Source organism: Ruegeria sp. HKCCA4633, from assembly GCF_013034605.1.
Lineage (GTDB): Bacteria > Pseudomonadota > Alphaproteobacteria > Rhodobacterales > Rhodobacteraceae > Ruegeria.
Map to the genome: position 1 here is coordinate 104,863 of NZ_WQGJ01000001.1, position 22,840 is coordinate 127,702.

Here is a 22,840-nt window from a genome sequence, read left to right on the forward strand (position 1 = left end):
GTAAGGAACGGGCAGGGGTGCAAGCAGAAAATTCCAGAAATTGTCAAAGCCGGGTTTTTCCGTTGCCTGCGGGCGGAAAACGCCTACTCTAATTGCCATGACACAGCTTGCACATCGCGTAACATCTCTGCTTTTCTTGGCAGCCTTGACGCTTGTTTTGGCGGTCGCGCCCCTGTTTGCGGCCAACCGGGACCGGATCGAGGCGTTTCTGACCACAACCGGATTTGATGTGGCGCTGGAAAGCATCACGCTCAGCTCTCGTTCTGCGCCTGAGATGCTTGGCATTGACCCGGACGGGTTCGGCTCGGATTGGGCACGCCTGACAGATGAAGTATTCGATGTCGATGCCATGCATGAGACAGCTGTTTCCATTCTTGAGGAAACGCTAACCGATAAGGCCTTGGCACATGCGGTTGAATTCTATGCGTCCGATCTGGGGCAGCGTCTGGTTGCGGTCGAAAACGACTCGCACATGAATGAAGACGACGAGGCCAAGCAATTGGAAGGCCAGCAGATCATTTCGGATTTGATCAAGGACGGGTCTCAGAGGGTCGAAAGCTTCAAGCGTATGAATGCGGCGATTGATTCGACCGGCACAGCGCTTCGGGCGTGGCAGGAAATACAGCTGCGCTTCCTTCTGGCCGCCAGCGCATCGGGCGTGATCGAATTGCAGACGGATGCGGAAGGCTTGCGGGAGCTTTTGAAAAGAAATGAACCTGCGATGCGCCAGTCTCTGCAACTCTCCAGCCTTGCAGGCGCGGCTTATACGTACCAGGACTTTTCGGACGAGGATGTCAACGCATATGTCGAAGCGCTGGAACAGCCGTTGATGCAGGAAGTCTATGAGCTTTTGAATGTCATTCAATTCGAGATCATGGCCCGGCGCTTCGAGGTTCTTGCCGCGCGGATGGCTGATCTGCATCCCGCTCAGGATATTTGATGCGGCGTCTTTTGCTTGCTTTGGCCCTTGCCGTTTTAGGATTGCCTGCATCGGCTAACGAAAAGATCGATCGGTTGGCGCAGGCAATGCATTTGGCTGAGGTGATGGAGATTTTGGTGCTTGAAGGACAGGAGCACCGAAAAAATCTCGATGAAACGCTTTTGAACAATGCGGGGGGTGCGTTCTTTGAGGCCCAAGTGCAAGACATCTATGACCCGATCTGGATGCAGGACCATTTGACCGAAGCGTTTGAGACCGGCATGTCGGACACGCAACTTGATCAGGCCATTGTGTTTTTTGAAAGCGACCTTGGTCGGACCATAGTGACGCTTGAAAACTCGGCCCGCCAGGCCATGTCGGATCCCACGATCGAAGAAATGGCCCGTGATGCGTTTGCAGCAACCGAGCGCGCAACAGCTAGGTTTGCTTTGGTTGAGGAATATATCGAAGTGAACGAACTGATTGAAAAGAACGTTCAGGGCTCTTTGACATCGGACTACAACTTTTTTCGCGGGCTTGATGTTGATTCAAGCGCCGACACGCAGGGCCTGTTGGCCGAGCTTTTGTCGCAAAAGGACAGCCGGACCGAAGACACCGAAGCCTGGCTTTATGCGTTTTTGTTGCTGGCCTATCGTCCGTTGGACGAGGCGCAGATGCGTGAGAACATCGCCTTTTCAAGAACGGAAACTGGGCAAGCTCTGAACGACGCGCTTTTTGAGGGCTTTGACCGCATGTTCAACGATATTTCTTACCAATTGGGGCAAGCGGTTGCGCGCACTCTCAGGGCCTCTGAGTTGTGATGCTGCTTTGGTGTTGACTTTCCCGCCTATTCTATGGATAAGCGCGCATCCCGGCCGGTCATCCGCGCCGGGTATCGTTATTATTTGACCCTTAAGATATGTCGAAAGGGTCAGTCACACAGCCTGAGAAGGGCGCGCTGTTCGAGGTGGCTTAAGCCAGCAACACCCGAAAAGGGGACCACAGAACGCGGGTATGAAAAGGAAAGACGCATGTTTGCGGTCCTCAAGACTGGCGGCAAGCAGTACAAGGTTCAGGCGGGCGATGTGCTCCGCGTTGAAAAACTGGCTGCCGACGCAGGTGAAAAAGTTCAATTCAACGATGTTCTGATGCTGGGCGGCGACGCTCCGGTTGTTGGTGCACCTTTCGTTGAAGGCGCGGGCGTACAGGCCGAAGTGATCGAACAGATCAAAGGTGACAAGGTCATCAAATTCGTCAAGCGCCGTCGTAAGCACAGCTCGAAGCGTACCGTTGGCCACCGTCAGAAACTGACACTGGTCAAGATCACCGACATCCTGTCGTCGGGCGCTGACAAGTCGGGCATCAAAGCTGCAACCGGGTCTGCTCCGGCTGGCGAAGCGGCACCTGCTGCAAAGCCTGCCAAGAAAGCAGAAGTCAAAGCAGAGGCACCCGCCGCTGCTGCTGCCGCTGACGATCTGACCAAGCTGAACGGTGTCGGTCCTGCCGCCGCCAAAAAGCTGGTTGAGGCCGGTATCGAGAGCTTTGCCGCTCTGGCCGCCTTGTCGGACGAGCAGATTGCTGCTATCGACACCATCAAAGTGAAACCCGAATGGGTTGAGCAAGCCAAAGAGCTGGCTCAAGGCTAAGGAGAGAGAGAATGGCACATAAAAAAGCTGGCGGTTCCTCCCGTAACGGTCGCGACTCAGCTGGTCGCCGCCTTGGCGTGAAACTGTATGGTGGCCAGGCAGCCATCGCAGGCAACATCATCGTACGTCAGCGCGGCACTAAGTTCTGGCCGGGCGAAGGCGTAGGCATGGGCAAAGATCACACCATCTTTGCAACCACCGATGGCGCCGTGAAGTTCCATAAGGGACTCAAAAACCGCACCTTCATTTCGGTCCTGCCAGTGGCGGAGGCCGCAGAGTAAGCCGAGACCCAGAAGGTTAATAAAAAATTCATGGGGGACCGGCAGAAAATGCCGGTCCCTTTTTCGTTTTAACGCAGTTGTGATCCCAAAAAACCGATGCCCGTCGCAACCACCAGTTTTCTAATCTTCGCCGCCTCACAGGTGGGCACGCCGGGACCGGCCAATATGGTTCTGCTGGGAACAGGTGCGCGCTATGGTTTCCGGGCGGCCCTGCCGTTTGTTGCAGGTGTCGTGCTAGGCAAGCAGTTGATTATCTGGCCGGTGGGTTTTGGTCTCATGCAAATTGCGGAACAAGCGCCCTTTGTGTTTTCCGCGCTGAAATACGCCTCTGCTGGTTATGTGTGCTGGTTGGCCTGGAAGATCGCCAATCTTCGCTTGTCGCGAAATGGAGCAAGTGGTTCGGTGCCGGGTTTTTGGGCCGGACTGATCGTGCATCCGCTGAACCCCAAGGCCTGGGCCATGATCATTGCTGGGTTTACTGGTTTCGTCGCGGCTGGCACGTCCAGTTTGGACGCAACGTTCACGATCGCTCTTTGTTTGTTTATCTGCCAGGTCGTCTTGCACCCGATCTGGACCTTCGCAGGCGATAGAATTGCTCATGCGGTTGAAGGTCGCCCTGCGGAAAAATATCTAATGTGGACGTTGGCCGGGCTTACGGTTGCGTCCGTCCTTTTTGTGTTGTTCGGAGGAGGAACACACCAATGAAGCTTGAAGCAATAATAAATCAGCCGGTCATAGAAACCGAGCGGTTCGATCTGCGCCCGCTGCGCCGTTCGGACATGGGACTGATCGAGCACTACGCGGGGGACGAGCGCGTGGCACGCATGACCACAAGCATCGCGCACCCGCTGGCGCCCGGCTCGACCGAGGCTTTTGTGACGCGTTCGATGGCAGAAGACCGGGACGAAGATGTTTGGGTTATGGATGCAATAAAAGACGGTGGCCCGGAACTGATCGGTCTGATCACACTGAAACGACTGGATCGGAACCAGTCCGAGGTTGGATATTGGGTTGCGCCTATTTATTGGAACACGGGCATTGCATCTTTGGCCGTTGAAGCATTGGTCAATGCCAACCCTCTGCAGAACGCGACCATGTTTGCCAGTGTTTTTCAGGACAATCCCGCCTCGGCTCGGGTGCTGACCCATTGCGGATTCCAGTATCTGGGCGATGCGGAAAGCTATTCGGTGGCGCGTGATGCGAATGTGCCCACCTGGACATACAGTAAAAAACTCTGACTTGTGGCCGATGGGGCCTTTGCAGTAGGGGACAGACCATGAAATTTCTCGATCTTGCAAAGGTCTACATCCGGTCCGGGGCCGGCGGTAGCGGCTGCGTCAGCTTCCGACGCGAAAAATACATCGAATACGGCGGACCTGATGGCGGGGACGGCGGCAAAGGCGGGTCTGTGTGGGCTGAAGTTGTGGACGGGTTGAACACCCTGATCGACTTTCGGTATCAGCAGCATTTCTTTGCTAAGAATGGCCAGCCAGGCCGGGGCCAGCAGCGTACCGGTAAGGACGGAGACGATATCCTTCTGCGCGTGCCCGTTGGTACCGAAATTCTGGATGAAGACGAAGAAACCGTAATCTGTGATCTGACCAAAGTTGGGCAACGAGTTCTGCTGGCCAAGGGCGGCAATGGCGGTTTCGGAAACCTGCATTTCAAGTCCGCTACCAATCAGGCACCACGCCGGGCTAATCCGGGACAGGCCGGTATCGACAGAACCATCTGGCTGCGGCTCAAGCTGATCGCGGATGTGGGGTTGCTGGGTATGCCCAATGCGGGCAAGTCGACCTTTCTGGCAGCCACATCGAATGCGCGCCCGAAGATTGCGGATTATCCCTTCACCACGCTGCACCCCAATCTGGGTGTTGTTGGGGTCGACAACGTTGAATTCGTGGTTGCCGACATTCCCGGCCTGATCGAAGGCGCACATGAAGGGCGCGGCATCGGGGACCGGTTCCTTGGCCATGTCGAACGCTGCGCTGTGCTGTTGCATCTGGTTGATGGCACCTCTGAAACAGTCGCTGACGATTACCGGACTATTATTCACGAGCTCGAAGCATATGGCGGTGAGCTGGCTGAAAAACCCCGGATCACCGTATTGAACAAGGTCGATGCTCTGGACGACGAAGAGCGTGAACTGGTCAAAGCCGAACTGGAAGAGGCCGTGGGTGGCCCTGTCATGACCATGTCGGGCGTCGCGCATCTAGGCGTGACCGAGGTTCTGCGTGCGTTGAGGGCACAGATTGACGACAATCGCGTGCGCCGGAAACCCGCTGAGGAGGCGCAGCCTTGGCAACCCTGACCTCAGCCCGCCGTCTTGTTGTAAAAATCGGATCTGCTTTGTTGGTGGATCGCGATACCGGGTTGCTTCGGTCTGACTGGTTGAATTCGTTGGCGCAGGACGTGGCCTGGCTTAAGGGGCAGGGGACAGATGTAATCCTGGTCTCTTCCGGATCGATTGCGTTGGGTCGCGGTGTGCTGGGCTTGCCGATGGCTACGTTGCCTTTGGAGAAATCACAGGCGGCTGCCGCAGTGGGACAGATCCGTCTGGCGCGGGCCTATGAGGAGGCTTTGACGCCGCACCAGATAACGACGGCGCAGGTGCTTGTGACGCTGGAAGACAGCGAGAACCGCCGCCGCTATCTGAACTCACGTGCCACATTGAAGACCTTGTTGAACCTTGGTGTGGTTCCGATCGTGAACGAAAACGACACCGTTGCTACGGACGAAATCCGTTATGGTGACAATGATCGCCTGGCCGCTCAGATTGCAGTGACGGTTGGGGCCGATCAACTGATTCTGCTGTCCGATGTAGACGGGTTCTATTCGGGCAATCCGAGCGAGGATTCCTCGGCCACGCGCTTCGAGAAAATTGATCGCATTACGCCCGAGATTGAGGCCATGGCAGGCGATGCGGGCTCAGGCCTGTCCAAGGGCGGGATGAAGACAAAACTGATGGCCGCCAAGATGGCCACCGCAGGTGGCTGCACAATGGCCATCACTGAAGGATCGGTTTTGAACCCCTTGAAAATGCTTGAAAATGGAGCAAGTTCAACCTGGTTTACTGCCACCTTGGACCCGCATGCCGCCCGCAAACGTTGGATATCTGCGATGAAACCACGCGGAGAGATCACCGTGGATGACGGGGCTGCCAACGCTCTGGCCAATGGCAAAAGCCTGCTGCCTGCGGGTATTCTAGAAGTTACTGGCGATTTCGGGCGCGGTGACCCTGTTGCCGTTCTTGATCCAAATGCCCGCCGATTGGCGCAAGGGATCAGCCGCTATACCGCGCAGGAAGCCGACGCGATCAAGGGGCGCAAGTCGTCTGAAATTGAAGCGACTTTGGGGTACCCGGGTCGCGCAGCTTTGATCCACCGGGATGATCTGGCCCTGTAAGCACTGTAAAAGATGACCTGAAAGGCACGCGATATGAAAGATTTCGACAACATTCCCGCATTGATGGCCGATCTTGGGAAACGCGCCAAAGACGCATCGCGTGATCTGGCTTTTGCAAGCGCCGAGCGTAAACACGCTGCCTTGATTGCCGCTGCGGATGCGGTTTGGGCCAATCGTGCGAAGATAATCGAAGAGAACCAAAAAGATCTGGAGTTTGGCCGTGAAAAGGGCCTGAGCCCGGCGATGATGGATCGGCTGATGCTGGATGAGGCCCGTATTCAGGATATGGTCGACGGGCTGCGCACCGTAGCGGATCAGGCGGACCCGGTGGGCGAAGTTCTGGCTGAATGGGAGCGCCCCACTGGATTGAAAATTCAGCGGGTCCGTACACCTTTGGGCGTCATTGGCGTGATCTATGAGAGCCGTCCCAATGTGACTGCTGATGCCGGTGCTCTGTGTTTGAAGTCCGGCAACGCTGTCATCTTGCGCGGTGGGTCCGAGAGTTTTCATTCCTCGACCGCGATCCATGCGTGTCTGGTCGAAGGGTTGAAAGCGGCCAACTTGCCCGAGGACGCCATTCAACTGGTGCCCACTCGGGATCGCGCGGCGGTGCAGGAGTTGTTGACCCTGACCGACTGTGTCGATGTCATCGTTCCGCGCGGTGGCAAGGGGCTGGTGGGTCTGGTTCAGCGCGAGGCCCGTGTGCCGGTCTTTGCTCACCTCGAAGGCATTGTTCATATTTACATCGACAAAGCTGCTGATCCGCAAAAGACGCTCGATGTTGTGTTGAACGCAAAGACCCGCCGCACAGGCATCTGCGGGGCCGCCGAATGTTTGCTGATCCATCAGGACGTTGTTGAAACACTGGGGCGCGATGTGATCGAGGCGCTGCTGGCCGCTGGAGTCGAGGTTCACGCCGAAGGCGCTTTGGCGGTAGATGGTGCACAGGCCGCGACGTCAGACGATTGGGGAAAGGAATTCCTTGATAGCGTGATTGCAGCCAAACCCGTGGCAGATATTGACGCAGCGATTGCGCATATCCAGCAATTTGGGTCCAACCACACTGATTGCATCATGACCGAAGACGATGCGGCGGTGGCCCGTTTCTTTGAACGTCTCGACAGTGCGATACTGATGCACAATGCCTCCACCCAGTTTGCAGATGGCGGTGAGTTCGGAATGGGCGCGGAAATCGGGATCGCCACAGGCAAAATGCATGCGCGCGGCCCGGTGGGCGCGGCGCAACTGACCAGTTTCAAGTATCTGGTCCGTGGGGACGGAACGACCCGGGCTTAAAACCTGAGCGAAACGCGCGTTGCGGTGGTTTCTACCGCGACGCGCCGTCCAATCGCCTTGGCTGTTTCCGGCAGCAGGGCAAACTGTACCTGCGCGGGCGTAAGCTTGTTTGGAAAACGTCCTGTGACCACGTTTTTCCATAGGTCGCCGTCCACGTTCAGCTTGTCTGCCGTGCCGGTCACCGTCAAATTCGCGCCCAGACTTGTGATATCGACGGTGCCACCCAACGGCATCGCGCTTTCGCAACACATCAGTGCCAAAAAGGCGAGTTTGACCTGATTGCGTGGCACAGGTTCGGTCAGGTTCCAGTTGACCCGCACACGACCTGCGCGTTCGACATCATTGAGCAGTTCAGTGATTTCGGCTCTCCCAAGTGGTTGCTCGCTGGCCGACCCGAACGCCACCCGGAAAAAGCGAATACGTGCGCCCGCACTGCCCACACTGCCCGAGATCAGCTCCATCTCGGGGCCTTGCACAGCGCCAACCATATCCAACAGCTCAAGCCCGTTGGTGATGGCCCCGATTGGGCTGATCAGATCATGGCAGATCCGAGAGCCGATCAACTCGGCCAGGTTGACGTCCGAAGCGCCCATGCGTACCTCCTGCTGTATCTGCCGCCGGATTCAGGAGCCCAGCATGACAGACATGAATGCCATTCTTGCACCGGGCATGTTTGTCCGCCACCCGGATTTTCCCGAATGGGGCGTTGGACAGGTTCAATCCAACATCGCAGGCAAGATCACCGTGAACTTTCGCGAGCAGGGGAAAGTGGTAATCGACGGAACGCGCATCGCCCTGATGCCGGTCTTTGATCCGTGAAACTGGTTTAGGAAAGGTTAACAACATGGGGCAAACCACCGGTTGTTGCCTTCGGTTGATCAACTGAGGTATCAGCGGCGAAAAGAAAGCGGATACCACCTTTATGCCGGATACAGGCCCAACCTTTACCGTCAAGCTGGCCGAGACCGAGGCGGAGTTAAAAGCTGCGCAACGCCTGCGCTATGACGTCTTCGTGCGCGAACTGGGTGGTGGTGGCGACTTGGTCGATCACGAGGCAGGGTTAGAGAAAGACCGGTTTGATCCCTATTTCGATCACATGTTGGCATATGACGACAACACTGGTGAAATCATTGGTGTTTACAGGATGTTGCCGGGTGAACGTGCCGCGGAAGTGGGCCAGTTTTATTCAGAAGATGAATATGATCTGACGGTGTTGAAAAGCAGTGGCCGCAAGTTGCTGGAGCTGGGTCGGTCCTGCGTGCATCCCGACTATCGTGGCGGCACCGCCATGTATCATCTTTGGAACGGGCTAGCGGCCTATGTCACTGAACGTGAGATCGAAGTGCTGTTTGGGGTCGCAAGTTTCCACGGCACGGATGTCACCGCATTGGCGCAACCTTTATCCATGTTGCATCACAACCATCTGGCCCCTCCCGAGTTGCGGGTGCGGGCGCAGCCTGACGTTTTTCAATCCATGGATTTGGTTGCCAAGGACGCCTTGGACCGACGGGCGGCCATGGTTCAGGTGCCTGCTTTGATCAAAGCTTACCTGAGACTTGGCGGTTTCGTAGGCGAGGGCGCCTTTATCGATCACAAATTCAACACCACCGATGTGTGCCTGATCCTAGACACTGCTCGTATGAACGACCGGCAGCGTCGCATCTATGGTGGAGCCTGACACCCGTGAACGACGCACTCTGGAACAGTGAGGACGCACCCGATCCGATCGAACTTGGAGTGATGGGGTGGCTGCTGGTAATCCTTCGAGGGCTGCCGCTGGCCGTTCTGGTCTTTGGTGGTTTGATCGTGCTTTTAACCGTGCGAATGGTTGAGTATCCGTTGTGCGGAGTGCGCAGACCCGTCACGCCGTTCATCACGCAATTTGTGTGCCGCAGTGCGTTTCGGATACTCGGCATTGGGTTCCGATCCTCTGGCGTGTTAATGAAAGAGCAGGGGGCGGTGGTGGCCAATCATACCTCTTGGCTGGACATTTTTGCCCTGAACGCGCGTAAGAGGGTCTATTTTGTGTCGAAGGCCGAAGTCGCGAAATGGCCCGGAATCGGATGGTTGGCCCGCGCCACCGGCACCGTGTTCATCCAACGGGACCGTGCAAAAGCCAAAGAACAGACCAAACTGTTCGAAACCCGCCTGAAAGCGGGACACAAGCTGCTGTTCTTTCCCGAAGGCACTTCGACGGATGGATTGCGTGTTTTGCCATTTAAAACAACGCTTTTCGCTGCGTTCTTTACGGATGAGCTGCGCGACTTCATGTATATCCAACCGGTTTCCGTCGTCTTTCATGCGCCCAAAGGGCAGCCCAAACGGTTTTACGGCTGGTGGGGCGATATGGAGTTCGGCCCGCATTTGCTCAAGACACTTGGCGCGCGCAGGCAGGGTTCTGTTGAACTGATTTATCACGCTCCGGCAAAGGTCAGTGACTTTGAGAACCGCAAAGCGTTGGCAGCGCATTGTGAAGAGGCGATCAGGCACGCCCATGCGCTGGCTTTGCTTGAGAAATAAGGGCAATTGGCCCTTGCGTTGCTTCCAAACCTGCCGTATACGCGCGCCATTCAAACCCGCAGGCGGGGTTTGGGCTTTTTGAGGGAGACATCCTCATCAAGACCGCCGGTTGGAGCATCCGCTTCTTTCACCCCCGCCCAGGCGTAAACCGGAAAAGGAAAATAGCATGGCTCTTCCCGAGTTCTCCATGCGTCAGCTGTTGGAAGCTGGCGTTCACTTTGGTCACCAGACACAGCGTTGGAATCCCCGCATGGGCCCGTTTATCTACGGCTCGCGCAATGGCATCCACATCATGGACCTGACCCAGACCGTTCCGATGCTGGACCAGGCTCTGCAAGCTGTTCGTGACACCGTTGCCAAAGGCGGCCGCGTTCTGTTCGTTGGTACCAAGCGTCAGGCAGCTCAGCCGATCGCAGATGCTGCTGAAAAGTCGGCTCAGTACTACATGAACCACCGCTGGCTGGGCGGCACGCTGACCAACTGGAAAACCGTTTCCCAGTCGATCAACCGTCTGAACCAGATCGACGAAGCAATGGAATCGGGCGCCGAAGGCCTGACCAAGAAAGAGCGTCTGGGCATGGAACGTGACCAGGCCAAGCTGCAAGCTTCGCTGGGCGGTATCCGCGAGATGGGCGGCGTACCGGATCTGCTGTTCGTCATCGACGTCAAGAAAGAAGCGCTGGCCATTGCCGAAGCCAACAAGCTGGGCATCCCGGTTGTGGCTGTTGTCGACACCAACTGCTCGCCCGACGGCGTTGACTATATCATCCCCGGCAACGACGACGCAGCCCGCGCAATCGCGCTGTACTGTGATCTAGCCGCACGTGCCGCTCTGGACGGTATGACCGCTCAGATGGGTGCTGCTGGCGTTGATCTGGGTGCCTTCGAAGAAGCTCCGGTTGAAGAAACCGTTGCAGAAGAAGCCCCCGCCGAAGCAGAAACACCTGCCGAAGCGTAAGCTGCCCGTCACGTAAATGACATATGGGGCAGGGTATGACCTGCCCCAATTCCGTTTGAATTGAGGAGAGCCAAAGATGGCAATCACAGCAGCAATGGTTAAAGAACTGCGCGACTCGACCGGCGCAGGCATGATGGACGCGAAAAAAGCGCTGACCGAAACCGGCGGCAACATGGACGAAGCCGTTGACTGGCTGCGCACCAAGGGCCTGGCCAAAGCGGCCAAGAAATCGGGCCGTACCGCAGCAGAAGGTCTGGTTGCAGTTCACGTGAACGGTGGCAACGGTGTTGCTGTCGAAGTGAACTCGGAAACCGACTTCGTTGCGAAGAACGCTGAGTTCCAGGAAATGGTTGGCAAGATCGCATACGCCGCGGAAGGCGTCGACAATGTCGAGGCACTGCTGGCCGCTGATCTGGGTGGCAAGAACGTTGCCGACACCCTGACCGACAAGATCGCCACCATTGGTGAAAACATGTCGGTGCGTCGTATGGCGAAACTGTCGGGCGACACCGTTGTGTCCTACGTTCACAACGCGGCCACCAACGGCATGGGCAAAATCGGCGTTCTGGTTGCGCTGTCGGGCGGCGACGAAGCCATCGGCAAGCAGGTTGCGATGCACATCGCAGCTGTGAACCCCGCTGCTCTGTCTGAGGCCGACATGGATCCGGCTGTTGTCGAAAAAGAAAAGCAGGTTCAGATGGACATCGCCCGCGAATCCGGCAAGCCGGAGCAGGTGATCGAGAAGATGATCGAAGGCCGTATGAAGAAATTCGTCGCCGAATCGACCCTGCTGAACCAGTCGTTCGTTGTGAACCCTGACCTGACCGTTGAAGCAGCGGCCAAAGAAGCGGGCGCAACCATCACTGGCTTTATCCGTCTGGAAGTTGGCGAGGGCATCGTGGTCGAAAAAGAAAACTTCGCAGCCGAGGTTGCCAAAGCCGCTCAAGGCTAAGCACGTTATTGAGAAAGGTTCTGCTTGAGGGCCTTATCTTTGCAAAACGAAAGGGTTACGCTGTGCGTAACCCTTTTTTGTTCGCGCAAAATCAGTCGCGATGAACGTTTTTCTGTTGTCTGAGAATGAAATGGAGGGCCCCGCTTGATGGGGATGGTCGGGGCCCCCCAAAATTCCGACACTGGTACGCGGAAGAATAAACGCCCCTTTGTCAGAGTGATTGGAGAGCTCTGTTATTGCAAAGATCCAATCGAATGTTCCCTGGCTAAAGCCACCACTCACGGAACACTCTCACTTTGCAACTTTTAGGATAGATCTGAAAAGTACTGATTTCCTTACCTAGGGTAAACTGACGCGGGATGGCGTCAAAATCTAGCGTTCAGGCTTCCATTATGAACATCTGATTGTGTAGCGATGCCTTGAGAACGGCTTGCGCCGTTGTTTCGACCGACAACGCTTCGCGCGCGAGTCGCAGGTGCTTTTCGACCGTGGCCGATGTCAGCCCCATCAGCAAAGCGATGTCTTGCGTTGTCTTGCCATCGCCCACCCACTGTAAAGCTTCCCGCTGTCGTTTTGTCAGCGCGCGGTTTGGCGGGTTGAACGGCAATGTAAGAATTTTCAGGTGTGCGACGTTGTTCATCAACAGAATGTCTTCGCCATGCTCTTCCCAGACCGAGTCAATTTCTTCCTGGCTCAAGCCGGTTTTGGCCGAAAGGGAAATCGCGCCTTTCGATCGCATGGACACCGAGTTGAAACTGACCGTATAGCCAGCCACAACGCCCATGGACTTGTTGAACTCGTACACTTTGCGTTCTTCGTTCGTCAAAGTGCCGCTGGAGTTCATGTCCTGGAGCATCTTCCAGCTTGCAGCGCCTTCGTTGTCCAATGCCCATTTCAACATTGGGGCGTGAAAGTACAGGCCGTCCTTTAGAAATCCGTCGACATAGGCGCGCTTGTGATTGGTCAGAATTACAAAGTCTTCGGGATCGCCCAAAGACGTCGCAGTTCTGTAAAGTGTATATCCATAGATAAGACGTTCGAACCCATACTGGGACATCTGGCGACAATGAGCATCCCACAGGTCTTCCATGGTTTTGGTATAGCTGACAAAACGCAGGTATTCCTTCAAAGTCATACGGCGTCACCTGCCTTCAAATGCGCGGCCAGCGCGTCCAACGCCAGGATATAGCTCTCGGCGCCGAAACCACAAATCTGACCCAGTGCCACCGGAGCGATATAAGACTTGTGCCTGAAGGGTTCGCGGGCATGAATGTTGGACAGGTGCACTTCGACCAAAGGCAACTCAACCGAGGCAACGGCATCCATCAGGGCAATCGACGTGTGCGTATAAGCGCCCGCATTCAGGATCAGTCCAGACTGCACACCGCGCGCGGCATGGATTGCGTCAAGTAAGACGCCCTCGTGGTTGGACTGCAAATGCGACACGTCCAGCCCAACGGACGCGCCATGCTGACGGCAGCGTTCCTCGATCATATGTAAAGTCGTACTGCCGTAGACCTCAGGCTGACGTGTGCCAAGCAGATTGAGGTTAGGTCCGTTTAATACCAGAACTTTATGCATATCTATAAAATCCCCATTAATGGTTCATAGACAGCAAAAGGCCGGATTGTCCACCTGACATTACATTACAAATTCCAATTTGCGACTTTGGTGCAAACCCTCGCGCAAGGTGGTTGTTTCGCGTTCAGCTCAACCCATTGTGACAACCAGTTTTCCGAGAACCGCGCGCTGCGACATCTGCTCGAGCGCCTCATGCGCGCGTTCGAGTGGGAACCGCGCGCTGATACGAGGCTTTATTTGTCCTGAAGCATAAAAGGCGAACAGATCCGCGACGTTCTGGGCATGGCCTTTGGGGTCACGGAAGACAGAAGCGCCCCAGAAAACGCCGACGATTTGACAGCCCTTCAAAAGCGGAAGGTTTAAAGGGATCTGCGGAATACCTGCGGGAAAACCGACCACAAGATAGCGTCCATTCCAGGCCATGCAGCGTAAGGACGGTTCAGCCAATGCACCGCCCACAGCATCATACACCACATCCACGCCGTTGGGACCGGCGATCTTCTTGACCTCGGCTGAAAAGGCTTTCTGCGCGTCTTTGTTCAAATCGCGTGGGTAGATGACAACCTCATCCGCGCCAATCTGGCGACAAAACTCGGCCTTTTCGGCAGAGGAGACGCCGGCAATCACTCTGGCGCCCATGGCTTTTCCAAGTTCGATAGCCGCGGATCCGACGCCACCAGATGCCCCCAGAACCAATAGAGTTTCGTTAGCCTTCAGGTTCGCCCGATCCTTCAGTGCGTGATAGGACGTACCATAGGTGAAAATGAAACAAGCGGCCTCATCATACGGTATCGCATCAGGTATCTTGATGGCGCTGTCGGCACGGATCGTTGCGTGGGTCGCGAACCCATCATGCCCTGTAAGCGCCAAAATGCGGTCGCCAATCTTGAACCCCGTGACGTTTTCACCAAGGGCTAGCACTTTACCTGCGATTTCGCCGCCGGGTGCAAATGGGCGGGGCGGTTTAATCTGATACAGATCCCGGATGATCAGCGTATCCGGGAAGTTCACGCCGGCCGCTTTTACGTCTACCAACAGCTGCCCTTTACCGGGCTGCGGATCGGGCAGGGTGGTAAGCTTCAGTGTTTCGGGTCCGCCCGGTGCGACGCTGAGTAACGCTTGCATAAGACCTCTGTTCTGCCTGTAACTTGTGATTAGGAACTTTTGGTGCCGAACATGGGTTTGTCAACGTGAACGACCGCTGACTGCCGTAACGGCATTAAGCGGGTCAGCGCAGGCTCTAACAGGCGGGAACAAAAACGAGGAGCACGATCATGACGCCAGACACCCTGTTTTCTCTTGAGGGCAAGACTGCACTGGTCACAGGTGGCGCGACAGGGATCGGGCGCATGGCGGCCGAGGCGCTGGTCAGGGCGGGGGCGCGTGTTCTGATCGCGTCGCGCAAAGGGGATGCCTGCGCCGAAGTGGCCGCTGAACAGAACGCATTGGATGCGCCAGGCAGCGCCGAGGGGTTTAGCGGAGATATCGGAAGCGAGGAAGGGATCGCCAGCCTTGTTTCTGACATTCAAGACCGAACCGAACGACTTGATATTCTTATGAATAACTCCGGTGTGTCGTGGGGTGCTCCGCTGGGCCAGTTTCCTTATGACGCGTGGGGCAAGGTGATGTCCGTCAATGTGACGGGGATTTTCGAGCTGACCCAACGGCTTTTGCCTATACTGATGAAGTCGGGAACGGCCGATGATCCTGCCCGAATAGTCAATGTGGGGTCTGTGATGGGTGAAGTGCCCATGGGGGACGGAGCGTACAGCTATTCGGCTTCAAAGGCTGCGGTTCTGCATCTGACCAAGATCATGGCCAAAGAGCTTTCGCCATACCACATCACGGTTAACGCGCTGGCGCCGGGACCGTTTGTCTCTCGTATGACGGCGTTTGCCACGGCGGACGAGGGTACACGCGAAAAGGTTGGCAAATCGGTTCCATTGGGCCGGGTCGGGCGCGACGAAGACATTGCAGGATGTATGCTGTTTCTGTGCGGGCGTGGCGGCAGCTACGTAACCGGTGCGGTGATCCCGGTTTCGGGTGGAATCAATGTGGTAACAGCCGGAAATATCTTTGCAGAAGCCCTGTGACTGGAAGGCAAGCCATGAGCAATGACATCCATCTGGATCTTGCGGCGGTAGACAGGTATCTCAGCGCAAATCTCTCTGGTTACGAAGGTCCGTTAGAGGCGACAAAGTTTTCAGTTGGGCAGTCCAATCCAACATTTGAGCTTAGAACGCCGGGCAAAACCTATGTGCTAAGGCGAAAGCCACCTGGCGTTCTTCTGAAATCGGCACATGCCGTAGACCGCGAGTTCAGAGTTCAAAGCGCGCTGGCAGGCAGCCATGTGCCTGTGCCCGAGATGTTTCTTCTGTGCGAGGACGACAGCATCATAGGCTCGGCCTTCTACGTGATGGAGCGTCTGCACGGCAGAATTTTTCCCGAACCAACGCTGCAGGGCGAAACCAACGAAACGCGCGCGGCCGTGATGAATGAGATGAACAGGGTTCTTGCCCAGTTGCACATGGTCGACATCGATGCCGTGGGGTTGTCCGATTATGGGCCGACAGGCAATTACTATGAGCGTCAGATCTCGCGCTGGACCAAACAGTATCGTGCGTCAGAAACTTCGGTGATCGAAGACATGGATGCCTTGGCCTCCGAGCTTGAAAACTCTGTACCGCAAGATGACGGGCAGCGAACACTGGTGCATGGTGACTATCGTATAGACAATCTGATGTTCGCAGCTGAAAGCGCCAACTGTATCGGCGTATTGGATTGGGAACTGTCCACGATCGGGCATCCCTATGCGGATCTGGCAGCCGTGATCATGCAGTGGCAGCTGCCTCCGGGAAAACAAGGGCGCGGCTTGGCCGGAATTGATCGGGACAATCTGGGCTTGCCCAGTGATCAGGCCTTTGTCGCCCAATACTGCAAGCGGCGCGGTTTGGATGGAATTGAAAATTTCGGTTTTTACCTGGCTTTCAATTTCTTTCGCATGGCTGGAATTTTGCAAGGTGTCTATAAACGCGCGCTGGATGGAAATGCCTCTGACCCAGAGCGAGCCAAGGCATACGGCGCTTATGTTCCCCTGTTCGCACAGCACGGTCTGAAAGCGCTTCACGGCACTTTCACATAAACCTGTAAGTTACCGGTTTTACACGCCGTTTAACCTTAGAAGCTCAACTTCGACATTGGGCAGACTGTTCTTGCCAAAGAACATCTCGGGCCCGACGAACAGGCTTGGAACACCAAATACTCCGCGTCGCACGTTGGCTTTGGTTTGATCTTTCAAGTCCTGTTTGACGTCAGGATCGCTCATTGCCTCGCGGATCTTGCGAACGGGCAGTTCGTTCTCTTGCAAGATGTCGATCAGCACGGCGAGCTCATCGACCTTTTGCCCGTGCACCCAAATCGCATCAAAAACCGCGCTTATGTATTTACTTTCCCAAGATTTTCCCCTTGCAAAATGCGCGCCGCGCATCGCGAATTTTGTGTTCATCGGAAAATGCGGACTCATGTGAAAACTCAATCCACGCCGACGCGCAAAGCGGTGCAGGTCATGCGTGAGATACGCTGTTTTCTGGCGGTTCTCGGAAAAGGCTTGAAACGGGCTTTGGTTATGGGTCGCTTTGAACACGATAGGTAGTAGGACAGGGACATAAGTGAACTTAACATCATACCGTGCCGAAAGCTCTGGCAACGTTTTATGCGCCAAAAAGGCATTTGGGCTGCAAAAATCATAAACAAAATCTATGCTTTGCGTCATGGTGTTCCTTTCCAGTGGTCTGGTGATACCTGACTCTGTCAGCCCTTTCGAATCCAGGCCAGCCTCAGTTTAACACTTCATCGCAACGCGGGCTTGCGAAGTCTTTGGGGAAGCTACCTACTAGTAAAAAAATTCTCTGTTAACTCGCCCCTTAAACCGACACACTCAGCACGGAAACCAGATGGAAGAGGTCGAATGCCCCACCAAAACGTAAGTTTTGATCCGTCGCGATTGGATCATATTCGGGCCTGGATGGACCGCTATGTTGAGCAACGAAAATACGCAGGGTCGTCTTTTCTGTTGCGGCAAAGCGGGTCCGAAGCCTTTTATCACGCAAGCGGTCTGCGCAATCGGGAAGTCAACCTGCCATTTCAACGCGATACACTGGTGCGCATCTATTCCATGACCAAGCCGATTACATCGGTTGCCCTGATGATTCTGGCTGAGCGCGGGTTATTTCATCTGGACGCTCCGCTGTCTGATTTCCTTCCTGAATTCAAAGAAATGCGCGCGCTTGTTGCAGGAGCTGAAACTTTGGAGCAGACGGAAGACGCTCCATCGCCAAGCTTGCATCAGATGATGACTCATACCAGTGGTTTTAGCTATCCCTTCAACCCCGGAATTCTGCCCCAAGCCATGGATGAACAGGATCTTATGTTCAAGCCTGATCAAGGGCTTTTGGAAGATCGCGTCCGGGATCTGGCACGGTTTCCTTTGGCCTTTCAGCCCGGTGCGCGTTGGGAGTATTCGGTCGGCACAGATGTTTTGGGTCGTGTGATCGAGGTGGTATCAGGTCAGACGCTGGATCAATTCTTTCAACAGCACGTATTTGAACCGCTGGACATGCGTGAGACCGGGTTTTCGGTGCCACCTGGGGCAGGGGACCGATTTGCGTCGCTCTATACACCGTTGGCAGGGGACGCGATGGCGCTTAATTCAGCAGATCAGGGCGGCGACAGCTTGCGATTGGTCGACAGCTATGACGGATCGCCGTTCAATAGCACGACGACTTTATCAGGCGGCGGCGGTTTGATTTCGACACTGGATGATTACGCCAAGTTTGCAGATATGTTGCGCAATCGCGGCGCGGGGAACGGCCATCGTGTGATTGGGCCCAAGACTGTAGAGTTCATGATGCGCAATCACTTACCGGGTGATATCGCATCGATGGGTCCAAAAAGTTTTGCGGAACAGCCGATGGAGGGGATGGGCTTTGGCCTGGCGGGGTCAGTTGTATTGAACCCCGGACGTGTGCGGGTTCCCGGTTCGATTGGGGATTTCAGTTGGGGCGGTATGGCCTCGACCTACTTCTGGATTGATTGGCAGATTGACCTGACAGCCGTTTTCTTTACGCAATTGTCGCCATCCAGTTCGTACCCATCGCGGGCCGAGCTTAAAGCGCTGGTTCATGCGGCCATGATTGAATGATTTCTGTCTGCCTGATACCCGGTGGTCGAGCAACTGATCATGCGAGTACAACATGACCGAAGCAGAACGCATCTTACTGGATCTTCTGGACATTGAACGACTCGAAGTCGATTTGTTCCGTGGTACGGGGTCCGGGGGTGAAACACCAACACGCATTTTCGGCGGACAGGTCATTGCACAGGCGCTGGCCGCTGCATATCGAACTGTGGAAGACCGTCTGTGTCATTCCCTCCATGCGTATTTCATTCGTCCGGGAGATCCTGAAAAGCCCGTTATTTATCAAGTTGATAGGGCGCGAGATGGAGGTTCTTTTACAACCCGCCGCGTGGTTGCCATTCAGCACGGAAAGCAGATCCTGAACATGTCAGCTTCGTTTCACGTGCAGGACGAAGGCTGGGATCATCAGCACCCGATGCCAACTATGAACGCGCCGGAAAGCTATCCGTCCCGTTCCGAGTTGCGACAGTCTTATGTTGACCGAGTGCCCGAGCGCCTACGCGGCGAGTTGTTGCGAGAACGTCCGATCGAAGTGCGCGATGTGGACCATTTGGATCCGTTCACGCCGAAGGTGTCGGATGATCGGAACCAAACCTGGTTTCGCATGGCTGCTGCGGCTTCGGCGGACGCAATTACGCAGCACCTATTGCTGGCCTATGCCTCTGACATGAACCTAATGTCCTCAGGCTTGCGCCCACATGGATTGAGCTGGTTTACCGGAGAGTTCAACGGCGCAAGTCTGGATCACGCGCTTTGGTTTCATGCGCCTGTTCAGTTTCAGAATTGGCATCTCTATGTAATGGATTCGCCCTGGACGGGGCAGGGACGAAGTTTTAACCGCGGCTCTATCTATTCCGAGGACGGAACGTTGATCGCCTCTGTAGCTCAGGAAGGGTTAATGCGCAGGGTTCAGAAAAAAGGCTAAAGGTCGCTGGTAAATTTTTGATTTAGTTTACCCATTCCCGATAACCACCTGTCATAATCGGCTGATTTGTGCTGCATGTAATCCAGAACTTGCGGATGCGGCAGGACCAAGAATTGTTCTTGCTCAATAGCTCTGACGCAAGCTCCGGCGACGTCACTGGGATCGAGCATACCGTCAATGGATGCAACCGACACGTCATGTCCTTCGGTCATTTTTGACCGGACACCTTGTGGGCACAATACCGAGACCCGTAAACCTTGTGATCTGTATGTCAGTGCAAGCCATTCTGCGAAACCGACGGCAGCGTGTTTGCTTACAGCATACGGAGCGGCTCCTGGTTGGTTCAGCAAGCCGGCCGCTGAGGCGGTTGTCAGAATGTATCCGCCACCGCGAGCGATCATACGTGGAACCAGATGCCGCGCTGTCCAAACATGTGACATCACATTGATTTTCCAAATCCGCTCCCAGTCTTCATCTGGAACGTCGAATCCGCCAAGCGTCAGAATTCCGGCATTTGCGCAAAACAAATCAATCGGACCCACTGTGTCTTCTGAGAACTCTATCAGTGCTTTGATTTGATCCTCGTTGGACACATCGCAGGGAAATGCATGGCCATCGATCTGATCCGCCACAGATTGCGCGCCGGCATCGTCGACATCGGAACACACGACAAGCGCACCTTCATCGGCAAAACGTTTGGCCAGTCCACGACCGATGCCATGCGCAGCACCGGTTACGACAACTGTTTTGTTTCTAAGGTCCATTTTCGTTCCTATACGCTCGGTTGGAATACATCGACATTGAATACATGCGTACGGTTAAGCAACCTTAGTGACTATTTACCATAATACCTATTACACGCATTATTTATGAAAGGTATTTAGATGCTGTCATCCCGTCAACAAGTGCTCGCAAGCTCTTGGTTTAAAAGCCTTTCAGCTCATCCGAGTGCGTACCCTGCGCCGCGTACGGTCCGCACTGGATCTTCACCGCCATGTTGCGTCAACGCTTTGCGCAGCCGTCCAATGTGGACATCAACAGTTCGGGTATCCACATAGATGTCTCGGCCCCAAACGCGGTCCAGCAATTGTTCGCGGCTCCAGACCCTGCCCGGCTTTTCCATGAAGGTGCTAAGCAGACGGAACTCTGTTGGACCGAGTTTCAAAGGTTTGCTGTCTCGGCTGACTTTGTGTGTCTCAGAATCCAGAACGATGTCGTCAAACTCCAGACGTATCCCAACCGTTGCCGGACGAACCCGGCGTAGCTGTGTGCGAACGCGCGCCATCAATTCGACAACAGAGTACGGTTTCACCACGTAGTCGTCCGCACCGGTTTCCAGACCACGCACTTTGTCGACTTCTTCAGTGCGCGCCGACAGCATGATAATCGGGATCGAACGTGTCTCGGGACGACTTTTCAGGCGACGACAAACTTCGATCCCGCTGAGGTTCGGCATCATCCAATCCAGAACGATGATATCCGGACAATCTTCGTCTACCAGCAGCATGGCCTCATCGCCGCTGGCGGCTTTCGAGACGCGAAACCCTTCTGCTTCGAGGTTGTAGGCCAGCACTTCGCGTTGCGCCAGTTCATCCTCAACCACCAGAACTGTCGGTTGATCTGCGGACATCTCGGTCGTCTCCTACACGGTTTGCGACGTTGTGTCGGCCTTGGGCCGTGCCTCGGTTGGGCGTTCTCCGGTGACCAGATAGACCACCTGCTCGGCAATCGAGGTGACGTGATCGCCCATACGCTCGATGTTCTTGGCGATAAAATGCAGGTGCATACAGGACGAGATATTGCGCGGATCCTCGGCCATGAAGGTCAGAAACTCTCGGAACAGCCCATTATACATCTGGTCGACATCTTCATCGCGGTTGATGACATCGGTCGCCAGTTCCGCATCGCGTTGAATATAGGCATCCAGCGCATCGCGCAGCATCCGCTCGACTTCGCGCGCCATGCGGCGCAGGGCTGCGGCACTTCCGTTGATCTCGCCCGCATCGACCAGGACCGTGGTGCGTTTGGCGATGTTCTTGGCATAATCACCGATCCGCTCAAGATTGCCCGAGACTTTCAGGACAGACAGAACCAACCGCAAATCGCTGGCTGTGGGCGCACGCAGTGCGATCAGGCGCGCGGTTTCTTCGTCGATGATATCTTCCAGCGCATCGATGGCTTTGTCGCCTTGCCGCACTTGCTGCGCCAGTTCCACATCGCGGGTCTCTAACGAGCGCGCGGCGCTCATGATGGCGGCTTCGACAAGGCCGCCCATCTTCATGATATGCGCTTGGATCGCCTCGAGATCGCGATCGAATACGGATGCAATATGTTGTTCGCTCATTGTCAAATACCTGAACTCAGCCGATACGGCCGGTGATGTAGCTTTCCGTGCGCGGATCTACAGGGTTGGTAAAGATTTGTCCGGTTTCCCCGAACTCGACCAGATTTCCCAGATGGAAGAAGGCGGTTTTCTGGCTGACCCGTGCAGCCTGCTGCATCGAGTGGGTCACGATCACCACCGAATAGCGCGAGCGCAGTTCGTCAATCAGTTCTTCAACTTGCGCAGTCGCAATTGGGTCCAACGCCGAGCATGGCTCGTCCATCAGCAGAACTTCGGGTTCAGTCGCAACGGCGCGTGCTATGCACAGACGCTGTTGCTGACCACCCGACAGACCTGTGCCGGGCGCGTCCAAGCGGTCTTTTACCTCATCCCAGATCGCGCCACGACGCAGGGATTTTTCAACGATTTCATCCAGTTCTGCCTTGTTCTTTGCAAGACCGTGAATGCGTGGACCATAGGCCACGTTATCGTAGATCGATTTTGGGAACGGGTTCGGCTTTTGGAACACCATGCCCACCTTGGCGCGCAGCTGAACCGGGTCAACGCGTTTGTCGTAGATGTCTTCGCCATCCAGCAGGATATCGCCTTCGACCCGGCAGATGTCGATGGTGTCGTTCATCCGGTTCAGACAGCGCAGAAACGTGGATTTGCCGCAGCCCGACGGGCCGATAAAGGCGGTCACAGTCTTGTCTTCAATCGCAACATCCACGTCTTTGATGGCATGGGTGTCGCCGTAATAGACCTGAACCTTTTTGGCGTTGATCTTGATGTCTTTGGAGTCCACGGCTCTCTCCACTCGTGTCATATCGTTCATTG

At 55.4% G+C, this 22,840-nt stretch carries 27 protein-coding genes; 18 read left to right on the forward strand and 9 right to left on the reverse strand.

The window, feature by feature from the left end; genetic code table 11:
- Window positions 1-97: 97 nt before the first annotated feature.
- The 9 genes from GOV85_RS00575 (at window position 98) to GOV85_RS00615 (ending at window position 7,547) form a co-directional block, all read left to right on the forward strand.
- Complete coding sequence (locus GOV85_RS00575) at window positions 98-940, forward strand: DUF2059 domain-containing protein (protein ID WP_171173971.1); 843 nt, start codon at window positions 98-100, stop codon at window positions 938-940.
- Window positions 940-1,740 carry a DUF2059 domain-containing protein gene (locus GOV85_RS00580; RefSeq protein ID WP_171173973.1) on the forward strand — a complete coding sequence of 267 codons (801 nt, stop codon included), beginning with the start codon at window positions 940-942 and terminating at the stop codon, window positions 1,738-1,740. Before GOV85_RS00575 ends, GOV85_RS00580 begins: the two co-directional genes overlap by 1 nt.
- A 210-nt stretch (window positions 1,741-1,950) precedes the next feature.
- The gene (locus GOV85_RS00585; RefSeq protein ID WP_171173975.1) at window positions 1,951-2,565 is read left to right on the forward strand and encodes a 50S ribosomal protein L21; all 615 of its coding nucleotides are present in this window, start codon (window positions 1,951-1,953) and stop codon (window positions 2,563-2,565) included.
- An 11-nt stretch (window positions 2,566-2,576) separates the two neighbouring features.
- Window positions 2,577-2,846: a 50S ribosomal protein L27 gene (rpmA, locus tag GOV85_RS00590; RefSeq protein ID WP_039535512.1), complete on the forward strand. Its 270-nt coding sequence runs from the start codon at window positions 2,577-2,579 to the stop codon at window positions 2,844-2,846.
- A 96-nt stretch (window positions 2,847-2,942) separates the two neighbouring features.
- Window positions 2,943-3,551, forward strand: a complete 609-nt coding sequence (locus GOV85_RS00595; RefSeq protein ID WP_171173977.1) for a LysE family translocator — start codon at window positions 2,943-2,945, stop codon at window positions 3,549-3,551.
- The gene (locus GOV85_RS00600) at window positions 3,548-4,084 is read left to right on the forward strand and encodes a GNAT family N-acetyltransferase (RefSeq protein ID WP_171090081.1); all 537 of its coding nucleotides are present in this window, start codon (window positions 3,548-3,550) and stop codon (window positions 4,082-4,084) included. Before GOV85_RS00595 ends, GOV85_RS00600 begins: the two co-directional genes overlap by 4 nt.
- Before the next feature lie 38 nt (window positions 4,085-4,122).
- Window positions 4,123-5,157 carry a GTPase ObgE gene (gene obgE / locus GOV85_RS00605; protein WP_171173979.1) on the forward strand — a complete coding sequence of 345 codons (1,035 nt, stop codon included), beginning with the start codon at window positions 4,123-4,125 and terminating at the stop codon, window positions 5,155-5,157.
- Window positions 5,145-6,251: a glutamate 5-kinase gene (gene proB, locus GOV85_RS00610; protein ID WP_171173981.1), complete on the forward strand. Its 1,107-nt coding sequence runs from the start codon at window positions 5,145-5,147 to the stop codon at window positions 6,249-6,251. The genes obgE and proB overlap by 13 nt, the downstream gene beginning before the upstream one ends.
- Before the next feature lie 33 nt (window positions 6,252-6,284).
- A complete protein-coding gene (locus GOV85_RS00615; RefSeq protein ID WP_171173983.1) occupies window positions 6,285-7,547 on the forward strand; it encodes a glutamate-5-semialdehyde dehydrogenase in 1,263 nt (420 codons plus the stop codon).
- Here GOV85_RS00615 and GOV85_RS00620 read toward each other — a convergent pair.
- Window positions 7,544-8,140 carry a histidine phosphotransferase family protein gene (locus GOV85_RS00620; protein ID WP_171173985.1) on the reverse strand — a complete coding sequence of 199 codons (597 nt, stop codon included), beginning with the start codon at window positions 8,138-8,140 and terminating at the stop codon, window positions 7,544-7,546. The genes GOV85_RS00615 and GOV85_RS00620 overlap by 4 nt on opposite strands.
- Before the next feature lie 43 nt (window positions 8,141-8,183).
- Between GOV85_RS00620 and GOV85_RS00625 the strand changes: the two genes are divergently transcribed.
- From GOV85_RS00625 to tsf, 5 genes are all read left to right on the forward strand, one after another.
- Window positions 8,184-8,366 (forward strand): DUF3553 domain-containing protein, encoded by a 183-nt coding sequence (locus GOV85_RS00625; RefSeq protein WP_050602459.1) that lies wholly within the window; start codon window positions 8,184-8,186, stop codon window positions 8,364-8,366.
- A 103-nt stretch (window positions 8,367-8,469) separates the two neighbouring features.
- Entirely contained in the window at window positions 8,470-9,225 is a 756-nt protein-coding gene (locus tag GOV85_RS00630; RefSeq protein WP_171173987.1) for a GNAT family N-acetyltransferase, read from the forward strand.
- 62 nt (window positions 9,226-9,287) lie between these two features.
- Complete coding sequence (locus GOV85_RS00635) at window positions 9,288-10,067, forward strand: 1-acyl-sn-glycerol-3-phosphate acyltransferase (protein ID WP_171176169.1); 780 nt, start codon at window positions 9,288-9,290, stop codon at window positions 10,065-10,067.
- Between the two features lie 166 nt (window positions 10,068-10,233).
- Complete coding sequence (gene rpsB, locus GOV85_RS00640) at window positions 10,234-11,025, forward strand: 30S ribosomal protein S2 (protein ID WP_171173989.1); 792 nt, start codon at window positions 10,234-10,236, stop codon at window positions 11,023-11,025.
- 76 nt (window positions 11,026-11,101) lie between these two features.
- Window positions 11,102-11,977, forward strand: coding sequence for a translation elongation factor Ts (tsf, locus tag GOV85_RS00645; RefSeq protein ID WP_171173990.1), 876 nt, complete (start codon window positions 11,102-11,104; stop codon window positions 11,975-11,977).
- 379 nt (window positions 11,978-12,356) lie between these two features.
- Here tsf and GOV85_RS00650 read toward each other — a convergent pair whose 3' ends face one another.
- From GOV85_RS00650 to GOV85_RS00660, 3 genes are all read right to left on the reverse strand, one after another.
- Window positions 12,357-13,112 carry an autoinducer binding domain-containing protein gene (locus tag GOV85_RS00650; RefSeq protein WP_171173992.1) on the reverse strand — a complete coding sequence of 252 codons (756 nt, stop codon included), beginning with the start codon at window positions 13,110-13,112 and terminating at the stop codon, window positions 12,357-12,359.
- The gene (gene aroQ, locus GOV85_RS00655; RefSeq protein ID WP_171173994.1) at window positions 13,109-13,558 is read right to left on the reverse strand and encodes a type II 3-dehydroquinate dehydratase; all 450 of its coding nucleotides are present in this window, start codon (window positions 13,556-13,558) and stop codon (window positions 13,109-13,111) included. Before aroQ ends, GOV85_RS00650 begins: the two co-directional genes overlap by 4 nt.
- A gap of 129 nt (window positions 13,559-13,687) precedes the next feature.
- A complete protein-coding gene (locus tag GOV85_RS00660; RefSeq protein WP_171173996.1) occupies window positions 13,688-14,683 on the reverse strand; it encodes an NADPH:quinone oxidoreductase family protein in 996 nt (331 codons plus the stop codon).
- 149 nt (window positions 14,684-14,832) lie between these two features.
- Here GOV85_RS00660 and GOV85_RS00665 point away from each other — a divergent pair, with 149 nt between their 5' ends.
- Both GOV85_RS00665 and GOV85_RS00670 read left to right on the forward strand, forming a co-directional pair.
- Entirely contained in the window at window positions 14,833-15,651 is an 819-nt protein-coding gene (locus GOV85_RS00665) for an SDR family oxidoreductase (protein ID WP_171173998.1), read from the forward strand.
- Between the two features lie 14 nt (window positions 15,652-15,665).
- The gene (locus tag GOV85_RS00670) at window positions 15,666-16,700 is read left to right on the forward strand and encodes a phosphotransferase family protein (protein ID WP_171174000.1); all 1,035 of its coding nucleotides are present in this window, start codon (window positions 15,666-15,668) and stop codon (window positions 16,698-16,700) included.
- An 18-nt stretch (window positions 16,701-16,718) separates the two neighbouring features.
- Here GOV85_RS00670 and GOV85_RS00675 read toward each other — a convergent pair whose 3' ends face one another.
- Window positions 16,719-17,330 (reverse strand): 2-hydroxychromene-2-carboxylate isomerase, encoded by a 612-nt coding sequence (locus GOV85_RS00675; RefSeq protein WP_171174002.1) that lies wholly within the window; start codon window positions 17,328-17,330, stop codon window positions 16,719-16,721.
- Window positions 17,331-17,525: 195 nt separating this feature from the next.
- On the opposite strand from GOV85_RS00675, the gene GOV85_RS00680 reads away from it, so the two are divergent.
- Both GOV85_RS00680 and GOV85_RS00685 read left to right on the forward strand, forming a co-directional pair.
- Window positions 17,526-18,758: a serine hydrolase gene (locus tag GOV85_RS00680; RefSeq protein WP_171174004.1), complete on the forward strand. Its 1,233-nt coding sequence runs from the start codon at window positions 17,526-17,528 to the stop codon at window positions 18,756-18,758.
- Between the two features lie 52 nt (window positions 18,759-18,810).
- Window positions 18,811-19,680 carry an acyl-CoA thioesterase II gene (locus GOV85_RS00685; RefSeq protein ID WP_171174006.1) on the forward strand — a complete coding sequence of 290 codons (870 nt, stop codon included), beginning with the start codon at window positions 18,811-18,813 and terminating at the stop codon, window positions 19,678-19,680.
- On the opposite strand, the gene GOV85_RS00690 is transcribed toward GOV85_RS00685, so the two are convergent.
- The 4 genes from GOV85_RS00690 to pstB form a co-directional block, all read right to left on the reverse strand.
- Window positions 19,677-20,444, reverse strand: coding sequence for an SDR family oxidoreductase (locus GOV85_RS00690; protein ID WP_171174008.1), 768 nt, complete (start codon window positions 20,442-20,444; stop codon window positions 19,677-19,679). The two genes, GOV85_RS00685 and GOV85_RS00690, sit on opposite strands and share 4 nt — an antisense overlap.
- A gap of 176 nt (window positions 20,445-20,620) precedes the next feature.
- Window positions 20,621-21,310, reverse strand: a complete 690-nt coding sequence (phoB, locus tag GOV85_RS00695) for a phosphate regulon transcriptional regulator PhoB (protein WP_171090046.1) — start codon at window positions 21,308-21,310, stop codon at window positions 20,621-20,623.
- Window positions 21,311-21,322: 12 nt separating this feature from the next.
- A complete protein-coding gene (gene phoU / locus GOV85_RS00700; protein ID WP_171090044.1) occupies window positions 21,323-22,024 on the reverse strand; it encodes a phosphate signaling complex protein PhoU in 702 nt (233 codons plus the stop codon).
- 16 nt (window positions 22,025-22,040) lie between these two features.
- Window positions 22,041-22,838, reverse strand: a complete 798-nt coding sequence (gene pstB, locus GOV85_RS00705) for a phosphate ABC transporter ATP-binding protein PstB (RefSeq protein WP_171090042.1) — start codon at window positions 22,836-22,838, stop codon at window positions 22,041-22,043.
- Window positions 22,839-22,840: the final 2 nt, after the last annotated feature.

Bases quoted from the DNA above. Each gene is read 5' to 3' on its own strand.
- GOV85_RS00575 (WP_171173971.1), top strand. From the start codon at position 98: ATGACACAGCTTGCACATCGCGTAACATCTCTGCTTTTCTTGGCAGCC.
- GOV85_RS00580 (WP_171173973.1), top strand. From the start codon at position 940: ATGCGGCGTCTTTTGCTTGCTTTGGCCCTTGCCGTTTTAGGATTGCCT.
- GOV85_RS00585 (WP_171173975.1), top strand. From the start codon at position 1,951: ATGTTTGCGGTCCTCAAGACTGGCGGCAAGCAGTACAAGGTTCAGGCG.
- rpmA (WP_039535512.1), top strand. From the start codon at position 2,577: ATGGCACATAAAAAAGCTGGCGGTTCCTCCCGTAACGGTCGCGACTCA.
- GOV85_RS00595 (WP_171173977.1), top strand. From the start codon at position 2,943: ATGCCCGTCGCAACCACCAGTTTTCTAATCTTCGCCGCCTCACAGGTG.
- GOV85_RS00600 (WP_171090081.1), top strand. From the start codon at position 3,548: ATGAAGCTTGAAGCAATAATAAATCAGCCGGTCATAGAAACCGAGCGG.
- obgE (WP_171173979.1), top strand. From the start codon at position 4,123: ATGAAATTTCTCGATCTTGCAAAGGTCTACATCCGGTCCGGGGCCGGC.
- GOV85_RS00615 (WP_171173983.1), top strand. From the start codon at position 6,285: ATGAAAGATTTCGACAACATTCCCGCATTGATGGCCGATCTTGGGAAA.
- GOV85_RS00620 (WP_171173985.1), bottom strand. From the start codon at position 8,140: ATGGGCGCTTCGGACGTCAACCTGGCCGAGTTGATCGGCTCTCGGATC.
- GOV85_RS00625 (WP_050602459.1), top strand. From the start codon at position 8,184: ATGACAGACATGAATGCCATTCTTGCACCGGGCATGTTTGTCCGCCAC.
- GOV85_RS00630 (WP_171173987.1), top strand. From the start codon at position 8,470: ATGCCGGATACAGGCCCAACCTTTACCGTCAAGCTGGCCGAGACCGAG.
- GOV85_RS00635 (WP_171176169.1), top strand. From the start codon at position 9,288: ATGGGGTGGCTGCTGGTAATCCTTCGAGGGCTGCCGCTGGCCGTTCTG.
- rpsB (WP_171173989.1), top strand. From the start codon at position 10,234: ATGGCTCTTCCCGAGTTCTCCATGCGTCAGCTGTTGGAAGCTGGCGTT.
- tsf (WP_171173990.1), top strand. From the start codon at position 11,102: ATGGCAATCACAGCAGCAATGGTTAAAGAACTGCGCGACTCGACCGGC.
- GOV85_RS00650 (WP_171173992.1), bottom strand. From the start codon at position 13,112: ATGACTTTGAAGGAATACCTGCGTTTTGTCAGCTATACCAAAACCATG.
- aroQ (WP_171173994.1), bottom strand. From the start codon at position 13,558: ATGCATAAAGTTCTGGTATTAAACGGACCTAACCTCAATCTGCTTGGC.
- GOV85_RS00660 (WP_171173996.1), bottom strand. From the start codon at position 14,683: ATGCAAGCGTTACTCAGCGTCGCACCGGGCGGACCCGAAACACTGAAG.
- GOV85_RS00665 (WP_171173998.1), top strand. From the start codon at position 14,833: ATGACGCCAGACACCCTGTTTTCTCTTGAGGGCAAGACTGCACTGGTC.
- GOV85_RS00670 (WP_171174000.1), top strand. From the start codon at position 15,666: ATGAGCAATGACATCCATCTGGATCTTGCGGCGGTAGACAGGTATCTC.
- GOV85_RS00675 (WP_171174002.1), bottom strand. From the start codon at position 17,330: ATGACGCAAAGCATAGATTTTGTTTATGATTTTTGCAGCCCAAATGCC.
- GOV85_RS00680 (WP_171174004.1), top strand. From the start codon at position 17,526: ATGCCCCACCAAAACGTAAGTTTTGATCCGTCGCGATTGGATCATATT.
- GOV85_RS00685 (WP_171174006.1), top strand. From the start codon at position 18,811: ATGACCGAAGCAGAACGCATCTTACTGGATCTTCTGGACATTGAACGA.
- GOV85_RS00690 (WP_171174008.1), bottom strand. From the start codon at position 20,444: ATGGACCTTAGAAACAAAACAGTTGTCGTAACCGGTGCTGCGCATGGC.
- phoB (WP_171090046.1), bottom strand. From the start codon at position 21,310: ATGTCCGCAGATCAACCGACAGTTCTGGTGGTTGAGGATGAACTGGCG.
- phoU (WP_171090044.1), bottom strand. From the start codon at position 22,024: ATGAGCGAACAACATATTGCATCCGTATTCGATCGCGATCTCGAGGCG.
- pstB (WP_171090042.1), bottom strand. From the start codon at position 22,838: ATGAACGATATGACACGAGTGGAGAGAGCCGTGGACTCCAAAGACATC.